An 18,048-nucleotide genomic window follows, 5' to 3' on the forward strand; every position below is an offset into this window, starting at 1 on the left:
CATTCCATGGAGTTTTGAAACGAATGCATGAAATGTTGGAGGGGTTCGATGAAAACCGAAAAAGAAAAGATGGTGGCGGGACACTTGTACAATCCTGCTGATCCGGAGCTCGTCAAGGAGCGGGAGCGGGCGCGGCGGCTCGTTCGTTTGTATAATGAAACGTTGGAAACGGAATATGAAAAGCGAACCGCTCTGCTCAAAGAACTGTTCGGTTCAACGGGAGAACGGCTGTTTATCGAGCCGAACTTCCGCTGCGACTACGGCTATAACATTCACGTCGGCGAAAACTTTTTTATGAACTTTGATGGCGTGATTTTGGATGTATGTGAAGTGCGAATCGGCGACCATTGCTTCATCGGTCCCGGTGTGCACATTTATACGGCGACTCACCCGCTCGATCCGCACGAACGAAATTCCGGGTTGGAGTACGGAAAGCCGGTTGTGATCGGCCATAACGTCTGGATCGGCGGGCGGGCCGTCATCAATCCGGGCGTCACGATCGGCGACAACGCTGTCATTGCCTCAGGGGCGGTCGTGACAAAAGATGTCCCCGCCAACGCGGTCGTTGGCGGAAACCCGGCGAAAGTGATCAAATGGCTCAAATAGCCCAAGGCCGCGCCCCGCGCAAAGCATGTGCGGGGCGTTTGGTTGCATCATCCTTCTTTGTTACGCCCACTGCACCGCCACCGCCCGAACAGGCGAACCGTCGCAGCCAGGCAAGGAAAGGGGGAGGGCAATAATATACGGATCATCAAAATCGATTCGCTCGAAGTTCACGAAATTTTCTCCGATCACCCCGTTGGCGCCAAGAATAAGTTCGTGGGCGCGGAACGACGAGCCGTCCGGCGGGTCGATGTTGAGCGCGTCGATGAAAAACGTCCGCACGCCTCGCTCCAGCATCGCTTCAATCACCTCCGGCGCAACGTACGGATGGGAAAAATACCGCTTTGTTCCGGCGTATTGCGACCAGCCGGTATGAAACAACACAATGGTTCCCGGCGACAGCTTCGGGATATACGGAGCGGCATCGGCCATCGTCACCGCTTCGCCTTCCGCTTTTCCGGTGGCATTGATCACGACGCCGCGGCCAAGAAAATACGTGAGCGGCACGTCATCGAGCCGCCAACCGTGTTCGCAAAAGTGAAACGGCGCATCCACATGCGTGCCGCTGTGCGACCCAAGCACCAAGCGGCTGACGTGATAGCCGTCTTGGGCGAACGTCGCTGCCGGTTCGATTTTAGGCTTCGGATCCCCCGGGTACACCGGAGTTTGGGCCGTGATCGGCATGGTGAGGTCGATGAGTGTTTTGATGTTCATTTCCAAATCTCCTTCTACACTATTTTTGGCTGCTTTTATCATACAACAAAAACATAGGAGAAGGAGGAATTAGAAAGCCATCATCATGCCTTGCGGGGCTGAACGGTTAGCTGAGGAAATGTTGCGCCGAACGTTGGGCGGCCGGTGACCAAGGGCTATGTTGCTTGTCTTTCCGCGAACAGGGGCAAGCAGTTTGGCGGCAAACCGAGCGACGGAGTGTTATCATAGAGAGGGGAGGGGAACGTCACCCGTAACGAGAGAGGCGAATGATGGCGCTGCATGGCAACGGACGGCTTTCGTAAACAAAGGACAAGTGGAAGGATTTTCACGCGCGATGGCGAATGAAACAAATAAACAGGGCATGCGGGACATATACTGAAGGGGAAAATTTCGGCCGCGTGCTTAAAAGAAGGGAAGGGTGAAAAGATGTCAATCGCGGTGCAGAAACAGAAGCTATACATCAACGGCGAATGGCGGGAAGGGAAGTCTTACACTGAACTGAAATCACCGTATTCACGCGAGACGATCGCCGAGATCCCGGCTGCATCGGAAGAAGAAGTTGACGAAGCGATCGCGGCGGCGTACGCCGCGCGGCAAACGATGGCCGCTATGCCTGCTCATGAGCGGGCCGCCATTTTAGAGCGGGTTGTCGAGCAGCTGAAAGCGCGGCAGGAAGAAGCGGCAAGGTTGATCGCACTGGAAGCAGCCAAACCGATCATCACGGCGAAAGGGGAAGTCGCCCGCACGATTCAAACGTACAAATTCGCCGCCGAAGAAGCGAAGCGCATTCACGGGGAAACGCTGCCGCTTGACGCCGCGCCGGGCGGGGAACATCGCATCGCCTTGACGGTCCGCGAGCCGATCGGCGTCATTGGAGCGATTACGCCGTTTAACTTCCCGATGAACTTGGTGGCCCATAAACTTGGCCCGGCCATCGCCTCGGGCAACACCGTTGTGTTGAAGCCAGCCAGCCAAACGCCGCTGTCCGCCTACTTTATTGCCGAACTGTTCGAAAAAGCCGGTTTGCCGAAAGGGGCGCTCAACGTCGTCACGGGAAGCGGCCGCACGGTCGGCGACAAAATCGTCACCGACCCGCGCATCAGCATGATCACCTTCACCGGCAGCCCGGAAGTCGGCATCGCGATCCGCAATAAGGCGGGCTTAAAGCGGGTGACGCTCGAGCTCGGCTCGAACTCGGCCGTGATCGTCGATGAACAGGTCGATCTTGACCGCATCATCCCGCGCTGCGTGTTCGGTGCGTTCACGTTCCAAGGGCAGGTGTGCATTTCACTCCAGCGCATTTACGTGCATGAGAATTGTTATGACGAATTCGTTGAGAAATTTGTCACGGCGGCCAAACAATTGAAGACGGGTGACCCGCTCGATCCGAATACCGATGTGTCGGCCTTAATTACGCCAAATGACGTCGATCGGGCGCTCTCTTGGATCGAAGAGGCGAAACAAGGCGGCGCCAACGTTGTTCTTGGCGGCGAACGCGACGGCAACATCCTGCTTCCGACCGTCATTGTCGACGCCGAACCGACGATGAAAGTGTCGTGCCAAGAAGTGTTCGCCCCGATTGTGTTGATCAACCGCGTCCGCTCAATCGACGAGGCGATCGAGCTCGTGAACGACTCGCGCTATGGCTTGCAGGCGGGCGTGTACACGGACAACGTCCATACGGCATGGAAAGCGGCGAAACAATTGCACGTCGGTGGCGTGCTCATTAACGACATCCCGACGTTCCGCGTCGACCATATGCCGTACGGCGGCGTGAAAGAAAGCGGGTTCGGCCGTGAAGGCATTCGTTATGCGATTGAAGAAATGACGGAGTTGAAGTTGATTATTTTTAACGAAAACTAAAATTATAGATGGAAAAAGTTAGGGTAAATGAGGGGTCCGATTGGAGATGGGTTGTTTCCTTTGTTTGCGTGGCTTCTGCCGTTTGTGCTGTTTGTGGCAGTTAATATGGATCGCCTTCTCCATCGGGAGTATGGGGTGCCGGCTCGAACGGATCGAGCGGCTGCTTGCTGCTTTAGGCGAGGAGAAAGGACGGCTGTAAAGAAAGCAGGCAAACATACACGGTAAAATGCAATGAAAGGGAGGGTGCCTTGACTGCGGGCACCCAGTTTTTCATGCACAAAAAAGGAATTTTGCCCTCCGATCGGGAAATGAATAAATGAATGATGATTCAGAGGGGGAGAACGATGGAAACAGTTGTTTTGACATTTGACCAAAACAAAGCAATACTGGAACTCAATCGCCCGCAGGCGCTCAATGCGATGGATGTACAAATGTTGCATGAGCTCGTCGACGCGCTGCGGAAAATCAAGGAAAGCGACGCTTCCGTTGTCGTCATTCGCGGCAAAGGAAGAGGATTTTCGGCTGGGGGCGACATTAAGACGATGCTCGCTGTCGATGATCCAAACCAGTTTCAGACGGTGATGAATACGATTCGGGAGATGATCATACTCTTGTATACGATGCCGAAAATCACCGTTTCCCTCATCCATGGCCCTGCGGCAGGCCTTGGATTCAGCTTCGCCTTGGCAAGCGATTACCTGATCGCGACAAAAGAAGCGCGCCTGGCGATGAATTTCATCGGCATCGGCCTCATCCCTGATGGCGGCGGGCATTTCTTCCTGGCGCAGCGGGTCGGCAAGGCGAAAGCGAAACACATCATCTGGGAAGGAAAACCGATGAGCGCGGACGAAGCGCAGCAGCTTGGGCTCGTTGACTTCGTTGTCGAAAACGAGGAGCAGGCCGAACCATTCATCGCTTCCTTGCAGGAAAAACCGCTCCAAGCCATGATCGCCACGAAATTGCTGTATGTCGAACAAACAAAAGAGGAGTTGCTTCGCGTGCTCGAACTTGAAACCGACGCCCAACAGCGCATGCGGCAAACCGAAGACCACCGCGAAGGCGTCCGCGCCTTTTTAGAAAAACGGAAGCCGGTGTTTCGGGGGAGGTAGGAAAATGCAATGATCAACTCCTGCCCAATTACGCTCAAGCGTACTTGGCAGGAGTTGCTTTTAGTTTTAAACGGAAAAAACTGGCTCTTCACCACAACATGTACTTGACAAGCAATACGGTTTCCTGCCCAAAGATGTGCAAAAATCACTGATTTGTTGATTTTCCCTCACAAGCGTAAATAGGGTATGTTCAGAAAAAATCAAGTACAACTTTTGGTGAAGAGCCAACAAAGTGTATATAACAAGCGATTTGCCCATCTTCGCTTGGCAAGAGTGTGATCTTATGGAAAGGGAGGTAGGGGAAGGAACGATAAGTGAGAAATTGGAATTTGATATACATCCATATGAAATCAAGACGTTTCTCATAGGTCTCAAATATATAAGTTGAAACTTTGTTTTACATCCAGTAGAGCGCCCGCTGCATTCTATCAAAATGACTTGTTATGAAGGAAAACAGAATCGAACAATCGGAAAATCTTTATTGCAACTTATATAGTATAACCCGTGGTGCTAGATAAACTCAAACAAGCATAAAAATAGCCCTTGCATGAGGATCCCCTTAAAATGAAAGTGCAACCAACCATTAAAAAGGAGGATCCCTATGCAAGAGCACTTTCATTTTACTACAGATCGGGCCAAGATTCAAAAGCAATATGCCGCCATTTTCGTTTTTGTTTCTGCTCAACTTTCATGCATTCAGGTGCATCTTCATCGTCGAAATCGCCATTTGGTCAAGCAAGAGGACGCTGTCATCATCGCCATTCATCTTTTAGGAAAGCTGCTCGGTTTTACTTCTGAATGGGCGTGGCATCGTTTTGTCACGGGAAATTTGTTCACAAACGGCTCGTTTCTCGAACGTTCCCGGTATAACCGCCGCTGCCGGGCGCTTGGCTTCGCTATCAAATGGATCCGCCATGAGCTGGCAAAACGTGGCCAACATCATGCCTATGCCGTCGTGGACAGCTTGCCGCTCCCATTGTGCCATACGGCAAGAATGCATCGCGTCAAACGGTTTCAAGAGATCGCCGACATCGGGTATTGCGCTTCCAAAAAGCAATGGTACTACGGGTTGAAGCTGCACCTTCAAGTGACCGATCAAGGGCTGCCAATGGGGTATGTGGTGACGGAAGCATCTTGCCACGATCGAATCGCAGCCGAAAGCGTGATGACCCAAATTCCCCACCCGTATAACTTTGGGGACAAAGGATTCATTAGCCGTGACTTGCAAAAAAGGCTGTACGAAGAATACCAAATGGCGCTTTGGACTCCGTCTCGAAAAAACCAGAAACATCGTGCGTCTGAGACATGGGAGCAGTGGATCCAACAAAAACGCAAAGTGATCGAGACGGTGTTCTCGGTTCTGGTTGACCACTATCGCATCACGGGGATCCGAGCCAATTCGATTATCGGATTTGAAGTGGCACTAGACGGTATATTGTTAGCTTATTCCCTGGTTACACTTGGGCTAGTTGAGCGCTAAAGCTCAACTAGCACCACGGGTATTTGTATATTGTTGTTTAAGAAAAATCCCCTTGCTGGTTAGAAATCTTCCTTCTGGCCGGATATAAAGGGGATCTTTTTCTATATTGTATTGAAAGAAAGTGGAAAAACCATTAAAATAACATTAAGAAGGGCAAGCGCTTTACCTAACGAGCTTGACTACAACAGATGGAGAGAATGATGAGCGATGAAAGTAACCATTTACGACGTTGCCAAAAAAGCTGGTGTATCCATTTCAACGGTGTCAAGAGTACTCAACAATACCGGGCGCATTAGTGAAAGAACGAGAAAAAGAGTCCTTCGGGTAATGGAAGAGCTGCATTATCAACCGAGCATGGTCGCCTCGGCGTTGACTGGGAAGCGGACAAGAACGATTGGCCTTGTCATCCCTGACGTAGCAAACCCATTTTTTTCTGAAATCGCTAGGAAAGTGGAAGATCGGGGGAGAGAACAGGGATTTAACGTTCTGATGTGCAATACGGACAACAACCCGGAGACGGAAGAAATGTATCTTTCTTTATTGCGCCAAAAAAGCGTGGATGGCATCATTATCGGAACCACAACGAACAATTATACAATGATCAAAGAGCTGTTGGAAGAGAATTTCCCTTTGGTTTTTATTGCCCAAGACATCCCGGAGCTGGCCATTAACGTGGTGAGAGTTGATGATTTTTTAGGGGGATATCAGGCTGTCTCGCATCTTGTTTCCCTAGGACATCAACAGATCGCGATCATGCTTGGGAATTTAAGTCGCACAAGCGATAAATACAGGCTACAGGCCTATCAGCAGGTGCTTCAAGAGAACGGCTTGAAATGCGAAGAATCTTGGATTGTATATACGGACTATTCGATGGCTGATGGAAAAAGGGCGGCGATGGAGCTGTTGCAGCTGACCCCAAGGCCGACAGCGGTTTTCGCCTGTTTTGATTCTCTTGCCGTTGGCATTTATCAGGCGGCCAAAGAGTTGGGACTCCGCATTCCCGATGATCTGTCGGTGGTTGGATTTGATAATACGATTTTATCGGCCATTATCGACCCGCCGTTGACGACAGTCGCCCAACCTATTGAAGAAATGGGAAGGCAAGCGGTTGACCTGCTAATTGCCCAAATTGAAGAGACCAATCATACGAAACAGCGGATCATTTTGCCGCCTCATCTAGTGGTAAGGAAATCGGCCTGTCATATCGCTAAAGTGAAATCGTAAGGATGTGAGCAGATTGTTTTTATGAAATAATAGATGTTACCGGAGAGAACGTTGAATTTAAGGAGAAGAACAGCTGTAAATAGCTGTTCTTTTGTTTTTTTAATAAAAATTCTATAAATTTAGAAAAAAACACTTGATAAAATGATAGGTTGAGGGTAAAATAAAAAACAAAAGGAAAGCGCTTGCTCAAAAAATGATGGGGATTAGATTGCACTATTTATTCACGGACAGATAACCATTGTTTTCGATGCATTAGAAAGCGCTTCCTTGTTCTACAACGGAAATGAGGAGGAGAAAATCATGACTCGGGTGAAAGTAGGAATTTTGGGAGCCGGAGGGATTGCCAAGGTACATACGTCGATCCTAAAGAAAGATGAGCGGGTTCAAATTATTGGGGTAGCGGATATTGTGGAAGAAAGAGCCGACGCGTTAGCGAAGGAAGCCGGGGAAGCAAAAGCGGTCAAAAGCCTCGAGGAATTATTTGATCTTGGTGTAGATGCTGTTTACGTGACGACGCCAAACACGATGCATGTTGAGCCGGTACTAAAATGTCTGGAAAACAATGTGCATGTGTTCTCAGAAAAACCGATGGCGACTTCTTTGGAGGGGGCAGAGCAGATCAGGCAAGCGGCTGAACGATCAAAGGCGATTTACAACTTGGGAATGAACCGTCGATATGCGTCAGTGTACAAAAGAGTCAAGGAATTGATTGATTCCGGAGAGGTAACCCCCTATTTGGCTCATGTAAAAATGAACCGCGGCGAACTGTTAAATCCTCCTTGGACGGCAAACCCGAAGGTGACGGGAGGCTTCTTGTATGAAACTCCTTTCCATTTGATGGATCTATGCCGTTATTTATTTGGTGAAGTACAAACGGTTTACTGCGAAGCAAAACAAAACATTTCGACAGAGGAATTAGATACATTCGCGATTATGATGACATTTGTCTCGGGGACGATCGTCAATTTTGTGACGTATGCCCATGCCGGATGGAGCTTTCCGTTTGAGAGTTTGGAAGTTTATGGGAAGTATAGCACGGTCGCAACCCAAGAACTCGAAAAAGTCATGTATGCCCCAGGGTTGCAGCAGGCGGCGCACATTCATGATTTCTATCAATTATCCATTGAAGAAAAATGGGGATATAAGGAAGAGGATCGTCTGTTTATTGATGCCATTATCCATGGAACAAAGCCTCCGGTGACAGCTGAAGATGGATTCCGCTCGATTCAATTGCTAGAGGCGATTTATGAAAGCGCTAAAACGGGGAAAATGATCGACTTTCGCCACGCAGCGCCGTCAAAATAAAAGAGGCGGGTGAGAGAATGAAAGAGAAAAAACGAGTCCGGATTGGCATGGTTGGTTATAAATTTATGGGAAAAGCGCATAGCCATGCGTTTCGCGATCTTCCCTTCTACTTCGACACAGATGTTACCCCGGTTCTGCAAGCCATTGCGGGCCGGGACGAGCAAGGGGTCAAAGAAGCGGCGCAAAAAATGGGATGGGCATCGTACGAAACAGACTGGCGCCGCCTGATTGAACGGGATGATATCGATGTCATCGATATTGTTACTCCAAACAATACGCATGCGGAAATTGCAATCGCGGCAGCGAAAGCAGGAAAACATATCATTTGTGAGAAACCGCTTGCTCTCACATTGGAACAATCGCTTGAAATGTTGGAAGCTGTCAAGCGAGCAGGTGTAGTTCATATGATTTGTCACAATTATCGTTTTGCTCCGGCGGTTCAGTTTGCCAAGCAGTTGATCGCACAAGGGCGACTGGGGAAAATTTACCACATTCGTGCTACGTTTTTGCAAGACTGGCTGATGGATCCGAACTTCCCATTAATATGGCGTCTGAAAAAAGAAGTGTCCGGATCAGGCACACACGGGGATCTTGGGGCGCATATCATCGATTTAGCCCGTTTCTTAGTCGGAGAATTCAGCGAAGTCGTCGGCATGATGGAGACGTTTATCAAAAAACGGCCGCTTGGGGATATGGATATCCATTTAAAAGGGCGCGTTGAAGGCACGGCATGGGGAGAAGTGGATGTTGATGATGCCTCCGCCTTCTTGGCGCGTTTTGAAAACGGGGCTTTAGGAGTGTTTGAAGTCAGCCGTTTTAGCAGAGGGAATCGGGCAGGCAACCGTTTTGAAATTAATGGGGAACGCGGCTCGATTCGTTGGGACATGGAAAATATGAATAACCTTCAAGTGTACCTCGAAGACGATGAGCGCGGACTGCAAGGATTCCGGACGATCAACTGCACAGAGGTGGAGCATCCGTATGCCTCGGCTTATTGGCCGGCTGGGCACATTATTGGCTATGAACATACATTTATTAACTTGTTGGTGGAAATGATGAATGGCATTGCCGGCGGGTACAACCCTTCGCCGAACTTCGAAGACGGTGTTCGCAATCAAGCTGTGCTTGAGGCGGTGGAACGGTCAGTGCAAACTGGGGGATGGGTAAGCATTTCTGAAGTGTTGCCGTCCGTGCAGATGCAATAGTGTTGATTAGAGTAGGATCAGCAGGAAAGCGATTACATTAAACAAAGAAAGGTGTGTGGACCATGACCGTTCGTTGTGCAGTTCTCGGTTTAGGGCGCCTGGGACATCATCATGCGAAAAATTTGGCGACTCACCAAGTAAGCGGCGCGAAACTGGTAAGTGTGGTCGATCCTCTTGGAGAAAGAGCAGAGCAGTTTGCACGGGAATATGGGATTGAGCGGTGGACGAAAAACCCTGATGATGTATTCGAGGATCCGACAATCGATGCCGTCGTGATCGTGACTCCAACGAGTACGCATGCAGAGATGATTGCAAAAGCAGCTAGAAACGGCAAAGCGATCTTCGTGGAGAAACCGCTTACCCAAAGTTTAGAGGAAGCTGATGAAATTATTCAAACGATTCAGGAGACAGGCGTCATTTGCCAAGTCGGCTTTATGAGACGGTTCGATCCTGCTTATGCCGAGGCGAAGCGAAGAATCGAAGCGGGGGATATTGGCAAGCCGATCTACTTTAAAGGGATTACAAGAGATGCAGGTTCTCCCCCGGCTGAGTTTATCCAACATAGCGGCCGCGTATTTTTGGATGTTTCGATTCATGACTATGATATTGCCCGTTACTTAATGGGGGCGGAAATTACATCTGTTTCTGCTCATGGAAGGGTGCTCTTGCATCCGTTTATGGAAGAGTTTAAAGACGTAGACCAGGCGATTACGTATGTCCACTTTGACTCTGGCGCAGCCGGGGATATCGAGGCAAGCCGGAACTCGCCATACGGGCACGATATTCGTACAGAAATCATCGGCACAGAAGGTTCGCTGTTTATTGGCACTTTGCGCAACCAAAATGTCACATTGCTGAATGCCAAAGGAAGCACGTACGAAATCATCCCTGATTTCCAAACGCGCTTCAATGATGCATACCGTTTAGAGCTTGTCCACTTTATCGAATGCATTCAAAACCGGCAAACGCCAAAAGTAACCGAAATTGATGGAAAAGTGAACTTAAAAATCGCCATTGCGGCGACTGAATCGTTTGACACCGGAAAAACAGTATGGATCGAAGGGCATGTAGCTGAGCAAACACGTTAATTGACGGCAGCGAGGCTATTCTAGGCTTCGTTTGTCATAAAAAACGTCCATAGGTCGGTTTCGCTCTCCATCGAGAGATGAACATGACAGCTATGGATAAAGAAGTTTGAAAGAAACAAAGGGGACAAGGGGGCAAAAGGAAGATGAAAGGTCGAATGAAGTGGGTGTCGTTAGTCGTATTGCTGTTTAGTTTTTCGTTGCTGTTTGGTTGTAACAAACAACAAGAAACAGCCCAATCGGGAGACAAATCGGGAAAAATCGTCATTGGCGCAGCCCTTCCGGATTTTGATGACAAATGGCTAAGTTACTTGCAAGACGGAATGAAAGAGTATGCCAAAACGCAAAAAGATGTAGAAGTCATTTACGTCGATGCGATGAATGACGCAAACAAGCAATTGTCTCAAGTGGAAAACTTCATTCAGCAAAAAGTCGATGCGATTGTCATTATCCCTGTTGACACTGTTTCGGCTCCGCAGATGGTTGAGAAGGCTAATCAGGCTAACATTCCGATCGTTGTTGTCAACCGTATCTTTGATGGGGTAGACAAAGCGACCGCTTACGTCGGTTCAGAGTCAATCAAATCCGGCATTATGCAAATGGAAGAAGTAGCAAAAATGTTAGGCGGTAAAGGAAACATTGCCATTATGAACGGCCAAATGGGGCATGAAGCGCAGATCAAACGGACCGAAGGAAACAAGCAAGTGATCAAAAAATATCCGGGGATGAAAGTCGTCCTTGAAGGAACGGCCGAGTGGGATCGCGCCAAAGGAATGTCGTTGATGGAAAACTGGCTGCAATCTGGTAAGAAAATCGATGCCGTTGTAGCGAACAACGATGAAATGGCGATTGGTGCAATTATGGCTCTTGAGGCTGCCGGAAAGTTAAACGACGTTATTGTAGCGGGAATTGACGCGACACCAGATGCCCTTGAATACGTGAAGCAAGGGAAATTGAAAGTGACCGTCTTCCAAAATGCCAAAGGACAAGGGCAAGGCGGACTAGAAGTGGCCATTAAAGCCGCAAAAGGGGAAAAAGTTGAGAAGTTTAACTGGATTCCGTATGAACTCGTCACGAAAGATAATGTTGATGAGTATGTCAAAAAGTGGCAATGATGTCCCGTTTTAACGTAATTTCCTAAAGAAGTCTCCCGCCTCAAGGAACGTGAAGGGCACAGACCAGTGAGTAGGCGGGAGATGAATTTCGGTTGGCAATCGCCAACGAAAACGAATAGGATCGTCTATGGTTAGAACAGACACCTTCAGAACGAAGGGGAGCGTAAAGGGTTCTTGTGTGTGGCTTACCGTTCGGCGAACACGCACAAGTCGCTTGAAGCCCCCCGCCTCTAAGCGAAGCGTAGGTGGTGGGGAGTTCACTGCTACTCGGCTGTAAAGGGTATTGTCCAAAAGGTGGCTTACGGCAATCTTGCAGATGTCCCAAAAGTGTTTGTATAACGTTCACTTTTGGGACATTTTTTAGCGGTGAAATGAATGGGAATAACAGTTTCCGTTTGTTATCCCTCTTTATGAGTGAATTAGGATGAAAGGACACTATATTAGCCAGTGTCCTTTCATTCAAACGGCAGCTGCCGATAAGGCTTTTGCGGTTTGCGATCTCGTCAGACGATCAAAAAACCGGTTGGCAGACGTTCATAAAATAGTTTGTAACTAAGGATATTTTTTAAGAGGGAAAAAGATAGGTTAGAGTAAGCGCTTGCCCAGCTTGCAATGAGAAGAGGGAAGGTAACGTCTTTCTTGGCTGCCGGTGTTGCACGGACAATTCCCTTAACAACAATGAATGATCAGTTATAAGGCAATCACAAGGGCAATTTTACTGAAGATTTAAAAAAAGTGTTGTAAAAAATGCAGAAAAGCTATAGAATAAAAGTAGGGAAAGCGCTTTCCCTAACAGACGGGTGCAGCAGTTGCGGAAAGAGCCCTACTGTTGCGCATAAAAGCGCATTCATGAACGAAAGCGCTAAATAAGGTAATTTTGTTAACTTTGTTCGGACGACGCCATTTCTTTCCGAACGCATCGCAGCAACTGCTAGTGCCTTTCAGAAAAAACAGTGAACCTTGGTGGAGATGGGGGGAAGTGTATGAGCGAAGACTATGTGCTGGAAATGATATACATAACCAAAGAATTTCCAGGCGTCAAAGCGTTAGACGGTGTGCAGCTGAAGGTTAAAAGAGGCACGGTTCACGCGCTCATGGGAGAGAATGGGGCTGGGAAATCGACATTGATGAAAATTTTAATTGGCATTTACACGCCGGACCGAGGCAAGATTATCCTTGACGGCGAAGAGTTGAAAGTCTCCACGATCAAACATGCGCTTGATAGAGGCATTTCAATGATTCACCAAGAGTTAAGCCCTGTTCCGAACATGACAGTAGCGGAAAACATTTTTCTTGGCAGGGAGCCGAGTTATCCGTTCGCCGGCTGGGTCAAAATGAAAGAGCTCGTCAAAAAGACGAGGCAACTATTCGAACGGCTTGAGATCGATATTGATCCCAATGCGAAGATGGCGGATTTGAGCATCGCCAATATGCAGATGGTGGAAATTGCAAAGGCGATTTCTTATCATTCGAAGCTCATTATTATGGACGAACCAACGTCTGCGATTACAGAGAAAGAGGTTCACCACCTTTTCCGGATTATCCGTTCGTTGAAAAAAGAGGGAGTTTCCATTATTTATATTACCCATAAGATGGATGAGCTCGAACAAATCACCGATGAGGTGACCGTGCTGAGGGATGGCAAGTACATCGGGACGAAGCCGAGCCATCAAATGACAAGAGATGAACTCATTCAAATGATGGTTGGGCGGGAACTAAATCAAATTTTCCATAAACCAAAAGTCCCGATTGGGGAAGTGGCGTTGTCGGTTCAAGGGTTGACGAAAAAAGGGAAATTTCATGATGTGAGCTTTGAAGTGCGAAAAGGGGAAATTGTCGGATTTGCCGGTTTGATGGGATCCGGAAGAACGGAAGTATTAGAAAGCGTTTTCGGTGTTGCTAAACCGGATGCGGGAGACATTTATGTCCACGGAAAAAAGGCGACGATCCGCTCGGCGCGGGATGCGATTCGGTATGGAATGGGATTGTTGACGGAAGACCGAAAACTGACAGGGCTGTTTTTACCGTTGTCTGTCGAGGACAACATGATCACGGTTACGGTCAACCAGTATACGAAGGCGGGTTTTTTGCAGCAACGAAAAATCCGCGAAGACTGCCAACGGCTTGCTGAACAGCTTTCGATTAAAACACCGAGCTTGCAGCAGTTGATCAAATACTTAAGCGGAGGCAATCAGCAAAAGGCACTCATTGCCCGTTGGCTGCTTCATAACCCGGATATTTTGTTCCTCGATGAACCGACAAGGGGAATCGATGTAGGAGCGAAAGCGGAAATTTATAATCTGATTTTTGAGCTCGCCAAGAATGGCAAAGCGATCGTCGTGGTTTCGTCTGAGATGCCAGAAATATTAGGATTGAGCGACCGGGTTATTGTTATGCATGAAGGGAGAAAAATGGGAGAACTAACGAGGGAAGAAGCGACCCAAGAGCGGATTATGCAGCTGGCAACGGGCCAGCTGATCGAGACGAAAAGATAAGGATAGGGGGAATGGAGATGGAAAGCCAAGTTTCTGTTACGAACAAGCGGGAGAAGGCAGGGGTTTCTTCCACGGCCACGTCGAAGGACAAATTGTATCGATTTTTCGACCGCTATGGAATGTTGATGATTCTCATTGGGCTCGTCATTTTGATGTCCATTCTTTCGCCGACGTTTTTTACAACCGGCAACTTATTAAATATCGTTCGGCAAATGTCGGTCGTCGGCATTGTCGCGATTGGCGTCACGATTGTCATTATTACGACCGGCATTGATTTGTCATCGGGATCCGTCATTGCACTTGTGTCGGTTGTGGCCGCCAGTTTTGCCCACCCGGATACGTATCCCGTGATTGTTCCGATTTTGATTGGTCTTGGGTTAGGGCTTTTGACTGGGGTCATAAACGGAACGATTATTTCGAAGGCGAACATTGCCCCGTTTATCGTCACATTGGGCATGATGACGGCCGCGAGAGGGGCAGCGCTGTTATTCAGCGACGGGAGACCGATTGGGAATTTGTCGCCATCGTTCTTATGGATTGGCCAAGGAGATGTTTTGGGGATTCCGGTTCCGATTCTCATCTTTGCGCTTGTAGGGGTCATTTCTTACATTCTCTTAAATAAAACGAAGTTTGGCAAATATGTCTATGCAATCGGCGGAAATGAGCAGGCCGCCGTCATTGCCGGGGTCAATGTCGATAAATATAAGATTTTCGTTTACGGATACGCTGGTCTGTTGTCCGGATTGGCGGGGGTCATCTTGACTTCGCGCATTTCCTCGGGGCAGCCGACGGCAGGGATGATGTATGAACTCGATGCCATCGCTGCGGCGGTCATTGGCGGTACAAGCCTTGCTGGCGGGATTGGGACGATCGGCGGCACGATTGTCGGTGCGCTCATTATCGGGGTGATGAACAACGGACTTGACTTGTTAAACGTTTCGCCGTATTGGCAACAAATTCTGAAAGGCGTCATTATTACGGTGGCGGTGTTCATCGATTCCCGCAAAAACCGGAAATCATAATCAGGGGGAGCAAAGGCTCATGAAGATTGTGTTTAATGAGGCGACAACACTACAAAACTCCACATTAAAGAACGACTTAGATCTATGCGAAAAGCACGGTTATGACGGCATTGAAATTCGGCTTGATAAGTTGAAAGAATTTCTCGCTTCCTATACGGTTGACGACTTGAAACAATTCTTTGCTTCTCATCGTTTAAAACCGTATGCCTTCAATGCGCTGGAGTTTATCACGTTCCGTGATGAGGAAGGATTTGGCCAAATTCGCCGCGATCTGCAGTTTTTGTGCGAAATTGGCCAGCAAATTGGCTGCAAAACGGTGATTGCAGTTCCGACGTTTGACGTAGGCGATTATACCAAGGCTGAAATTAAGGCGGAAACCGTTCGCGTACTGCGGGAGTTAGCAGAGTTAAGCGAACCATATGGCGTAAAAATCGCGCTTGAGTTTTGCGGATATCCCAATTGTTCCGTTAACACGTTCGCGCAGGCATATGAGATTGTCAAAGAGGTGGACAGCGGCCAAGTGGGCCTTGTTCTCGACTGCTTCCATTTTCACGCCATGAACTCCCGGCTTGAGGACTTGCAAGCGGCGGATCCGAAGGACATTTTCGTATTCCATATGGATGATTGTGAAGATTTGCCGGTTGGCGCATTGCGCGATCACCATCGAGTGTGGCCGGGGGACGGGGCGATTGACTTGGATGGCATTTTACGTACGCTCCAAGCCATTGGCTACAATGAAATGGCTTCCATTGAGTTATTCCGCCCCGAGTATTGGCAATGGGAAGCAGAAGAAACGATTCAAACCGGAAAGGCAAAGATGGAGAACGTTCTCCGTCGGTATTTTGAGATCGAACGAGTTTGAACATCTACGGGAGGGAAACCGGTGAAAACGATCCGCTTAACAACCGCCCAAGCGTTAGTCAAGTTTTTAAATCAGCAGTATGTGGAGTTCGATGGCCACATCCAGAAGTTTGTCAAAGGCATTTTTACGATTTTCGGCCATGGCAACGTACTCGGCCTTGGCCAAGCGCTTGAGGAAGATCCAGGAGAGCTCGAAGTGTACCAAGGGCGCAATGAGCAAGGCATGGCGCATGCGGCGATTGCCTTTGCAAAACAAAAACACCGGCGGCAAATTATGGCGTGCACATCGTCTGTCGGTCCTGGAGCAGCGAATATGGTGACAGCAGCGGCGACGGCTTCAGCGAACCATATTCCGGTTTTATTGCTTCCGGGGGATACGTTCGCGACTAGACAACCCGATCCGGTACTCCAACAAATTGAGCACTGGCATGATTTGACGGTTTCCACAAATGATGCATTTCGTGCCGTCAGCAAATATTGGGATCGCATCAGCCGCCCCGAGCAGCTGATGTCGGCGATGATTCAAGCGATGCGGGTACTGACCGATCCCGCCAACACCGGAGCAGTCACCATTGCCTTGCCTCAAGATGTGCAAGGGGAAGCGTACGATTTTCCTGAATCCTTTTTTCAAAAACGGATTCACCGCATTGAACGCCGTGTTCCGGCGAAAGCGGCGATTCATGAGGCGGTGGAGCTCATTCGCAGAAAGAAAAAACCGATCATCATTTGCGGCGGCGGTGTCCGTTATTCGGAGGCGGCGGAAGAACTGAAACAGTTTGCCGAGAAATTTCACATTCCTTATGGGGAAACGCAAGCCGGCAAAAGCGCGGTGGAAAGCGCCCACCCATACAATCTCGGGGGAATTGGCGTCACCGGCAACCTTGCCGCCAATATAATCGCGAAGGAAGCCGATTTGGTCATTGGGATTGGCACTCGTTACACCGATTTTACGACAGGGTCGAAACAGCTTTTCCAACATCCTGAAGTAGAATTTTTGACGATCAATGTCTCGGTCTTTGATGCTTGCAAATTGGATGCCGTCCGCGTAGTGGCAGATGCGAAACTTGCTCTTCTCGCCTTAACCGAAGAGTTGGAGAAAATCGGGTATCGATCCGGCTATACGAATGAAATAGATATCGCGAAAAAGGCTTGGGAAGAAGAGCTTAACCGGCTGTATCACGTCCGCTACCGCCAGTCGGGCTTTAAGCCGGAGGTGGCCGGCCATCTCGATGAGGTGTTAACTGAGTATTCGGAGTTTTTCGGTTCCTCGTTAACGCAAACGGAAGTCATTGGCGCGATTAACGAGTGGATCGATGACGACGCCATTATCATCGGAGCGGCAGGCAGCTTGCCGGGGGATTTGCAGCGCATGTGGGTGGCGCGCCGGCCCAATACGTATCATATGGAGTACGGCTATTCGTGCATGGGGTATGAGATTGCTGGTGCCCTTGGCGTGAAAATGGCGGAGCCGGATAAAGAAGTCTATGCGATGGTCGGCGATGGCAGCTACTTAATGCTTCACTCGGAGCTTGTAACGAGCATTCAGGAAAAGAAAAAAATCAATGTTCTCCTATTTGATAATGGTGGATTCGGTTGCATTAACAACTTGCAAATGGGTCATGGAATGGGCAGTTTCGCCACAGAATTCCGCTACCGCAACGGAGAAACCGGGCGCTTAGACGGGAGCTTGATTCCGATTGACTTCGCGCAAAGCGCGGCCGGTTACGGGGTAAAAACGTACAAAGTGTGCACGCTTGAGCAATTAAAAGAAGCGCTCGAAGATGCCAAACAACAATCGGTGTCGACATTGATCGATATTAAGGTGCTTCCAAAAACGATGACCCATGATTATGAGTCATGGTGGCATGTCGGGGTGGCGGAAGTGTCCCGGAACCCAAAAATTGCGGAGGCATACAAGCGGAAAGAACAACAATTGCAAAGGGCAAGAAAATATTGAACAACTGGAG

The 18,048-nt window shown here is 48.9% G+C and carries 15 protein-coding genes; 14 read left to right on the forward strand and 1 reads right to left on the reverse strand.

All coding sequences use genetic code 11. From position 1 onward, the window contains the following. The first annotated feature begins 48 nt into the window (after positions 1-48). Positions 49-606 (forward strand): sugar O-acetyltransferase, encoded by a 558-nt coding sequence (locus tag GS3922_RS07040; protein WP_020960046.1) that lies wholly within the window; start codon positions 49-51, stop codon positions 604-606. 60 nt (positions 607-666) lie between these two features. Here GS3922_RS07040 and GS3922_RS07045 read toward each other — a convergent pair whose 3' ends face one another. Then, positions 667-1,317 carry a cyclase family protein gene (locus GS3922_RS07045; RefSeq protein ID WP_063165756.1) on the reverse strand — a complete coding sequence of 217 codons (651 nt, stop codon included), beginning with the start codon at positions 1,315-1,317 and terminating at the stop codon, positions 667-669. Positions 1,318-1,743: 426 nt separating this feature from the next. Between GS3922_RS07045 and GS3922_RS07050 the strand changes: the two genes are divergently transcribed. The 13 genes from GS3922_RS07050 to iolD all read left to right on the forward strand — a co-directional run bounded on the left by GS3922_RS07050 (position 1,744) and on the right by iolD (position 18,038). Beyond that, on the forward strand, positions 1,744-3,180 hold the full coding sequence (locus tag GS3922_RS07050) for an aldehyde dehydrogenase family protein (RefSeq protein ID WP_063165757.1): 1,437 nt from the start codon (positions 1,744-1,746) through the stop codon (positions 3,178-3,180). Positions 3,181-3,524: 344 nt separating this feature from the next. Beyond that, a complete protein-coding gene (locus GS3922_RS07055; RefSeq protein WP_063165758.1) occupies positions 3,525-4,289 on the forward strand; it encodes an enoyl-CoA hydratase in 765 nt (254 codons plus the stop codon). Positions 4,290-4,572: 283 nt separating this feature from the next. Next, complete coding sequence (locus tag GS3922_RS17830) at positions 4,573-4,677, forward strand: hypothetical protein (protein WP_236933440.1); 105 nt, start codon at positions 4,573-4,575, stop codon at positions 4,675-4,677. A 213-nt stretch (positions 4,678-4,890) separates the two neighbouring features. Then, a complete protein-coding gene (locus tag GS3922_RS07060) occupies positions 4,891-5,769 on the forward strand; it encodes an IS982 family transposase (protein ID WP_063165759.1) in 879 nt (292 codons plus the stop codon). Between the two features lie 207 nt (positions 5,770-5,976). Continuing rightward, the gene (locus GS3922_RS07065) at positions 5,977-6,993 is read left to right on the forward strand and encodes a LacI family DNA-binding transcriptional regulator (RefSeq protein WP_063165760.1); all 1,017 of its coding nucleotides are present in this window, start codon (positions 5,977-5,979) and stop codon (positions 6,991-6,993) included. A 300-nt stretch (positions 6,994-7,293) separates the two neighbouring features. Next, a complete protein-coding gene (locus GS3922_RS07070) occupies positions 7,294-8,298 on the forward strand; it encodes a Gfo/Idh/MocA family protein (RefSeq protein WP_063165761.1) in 1,005 nt (334 codons plus the stop codon). A 17-nt stretch (positions 8,299-8,315) separates the two neighbouring features. Continuing rightward, entirely contained in the window at positions 8,316-9,503 is a 1,188-nt protein-coding gene (locus GS3922_RS07075; protein WP_063165762.1) for a Gfo/Idh/MocA family protein, read from the forward strand. A 62-nt stretch (positions 9,504-9,565) separates the two neighbouring features. Continuing rightward, complete coding sequence (iolX, locus tag GS3922_RS07080; protein ID WP_063165763.1) at positions 9,566-10,591, forward strand: scyllo-inositol 2-dehydrogenase; 1,026 nt, start codon at positions 9,566-9,568, stop codon at positions 10,589-10,591. Between the two features lie 143 nt (positions 10,592-10,734). Beyond that, positions 10,735-11,703: a sugar ABC transporter substrate-binding protein gene (locus tag GS3922_RS07085; protein ID WP_063165764.1), complete on the forward strand. Its 969-nt coding sequence runs from the start codon at positions 10,735-10,737 to the stop codon at positions 11,701-11,703. A 983-nt stretch (positions 11,704-12,686) separates the two neighbouring features. After that, on the forward strand, positions 12,687-14,198 hold the full coding sequence (locus GS3922_RS07090; RefSeq protein ID WP_063165765.1) for a sugar ABC transporter ATP-binding protein: 1,512 nt from the start codon (positions 12,687-12,689) through the stop codon (positions 14,196-14,198). A 17-nt stretch (positions 14,199-14,215) separates the two neighbouring features. Beyond that, positions 14,216-15,220 carry an ABC transporter permease gene (locus tag GS3922_RS07095; RefSeq protein ID WP_011231383.1) on the forward strand — a complete coding sequence of 335 codons (1,005 nt, stop codon included), beginning with the start codon at positions 14,216-14,218 and terminating at the stop codon, positions 15,218-15,220. A gap of 19 nt (positions 15,221-15,239) precedes the next feature. Further along, the gene (locus tag GS3922_RS07100; RefSeq protein WP_011231382.1) at positions 15,240-16,082 is read left to right on the forward strand and encodes a sugar phosphate isomerase/epimerase family protein; all 843 of its coding nucleotides are present in this window, start codon (positions 15,240-15,242) and stop codon (positions 16,080-16,082) included. 21 nt (positions 16,083-16,103) lie between these two features. Next, entirely contained in the window at positions 16,104-18,038 is a 1,935-nt protein-coding gene (gene iolD / locus GS3922_RS07105) for a 3D-(3,5/4)-trihydroxycyclohexane-1,2-dione acylhydrolase (decyclizing) (protein WP_063165766.1), read from the forward strand. The last annotated feature ends 10 nt before the right edge of the window (positions 18,039-18,048 follow it).

Source organism: Geobacillus subterraneus, assembly GCF_001618685.1.
In the GTDB taxonomy this organism is placed as follows: Bacteria; Bacillota; Bacilli; order Bacillales; family Anoxybacillaceae; genus Geobacillus; species Geobacillus subterraneus.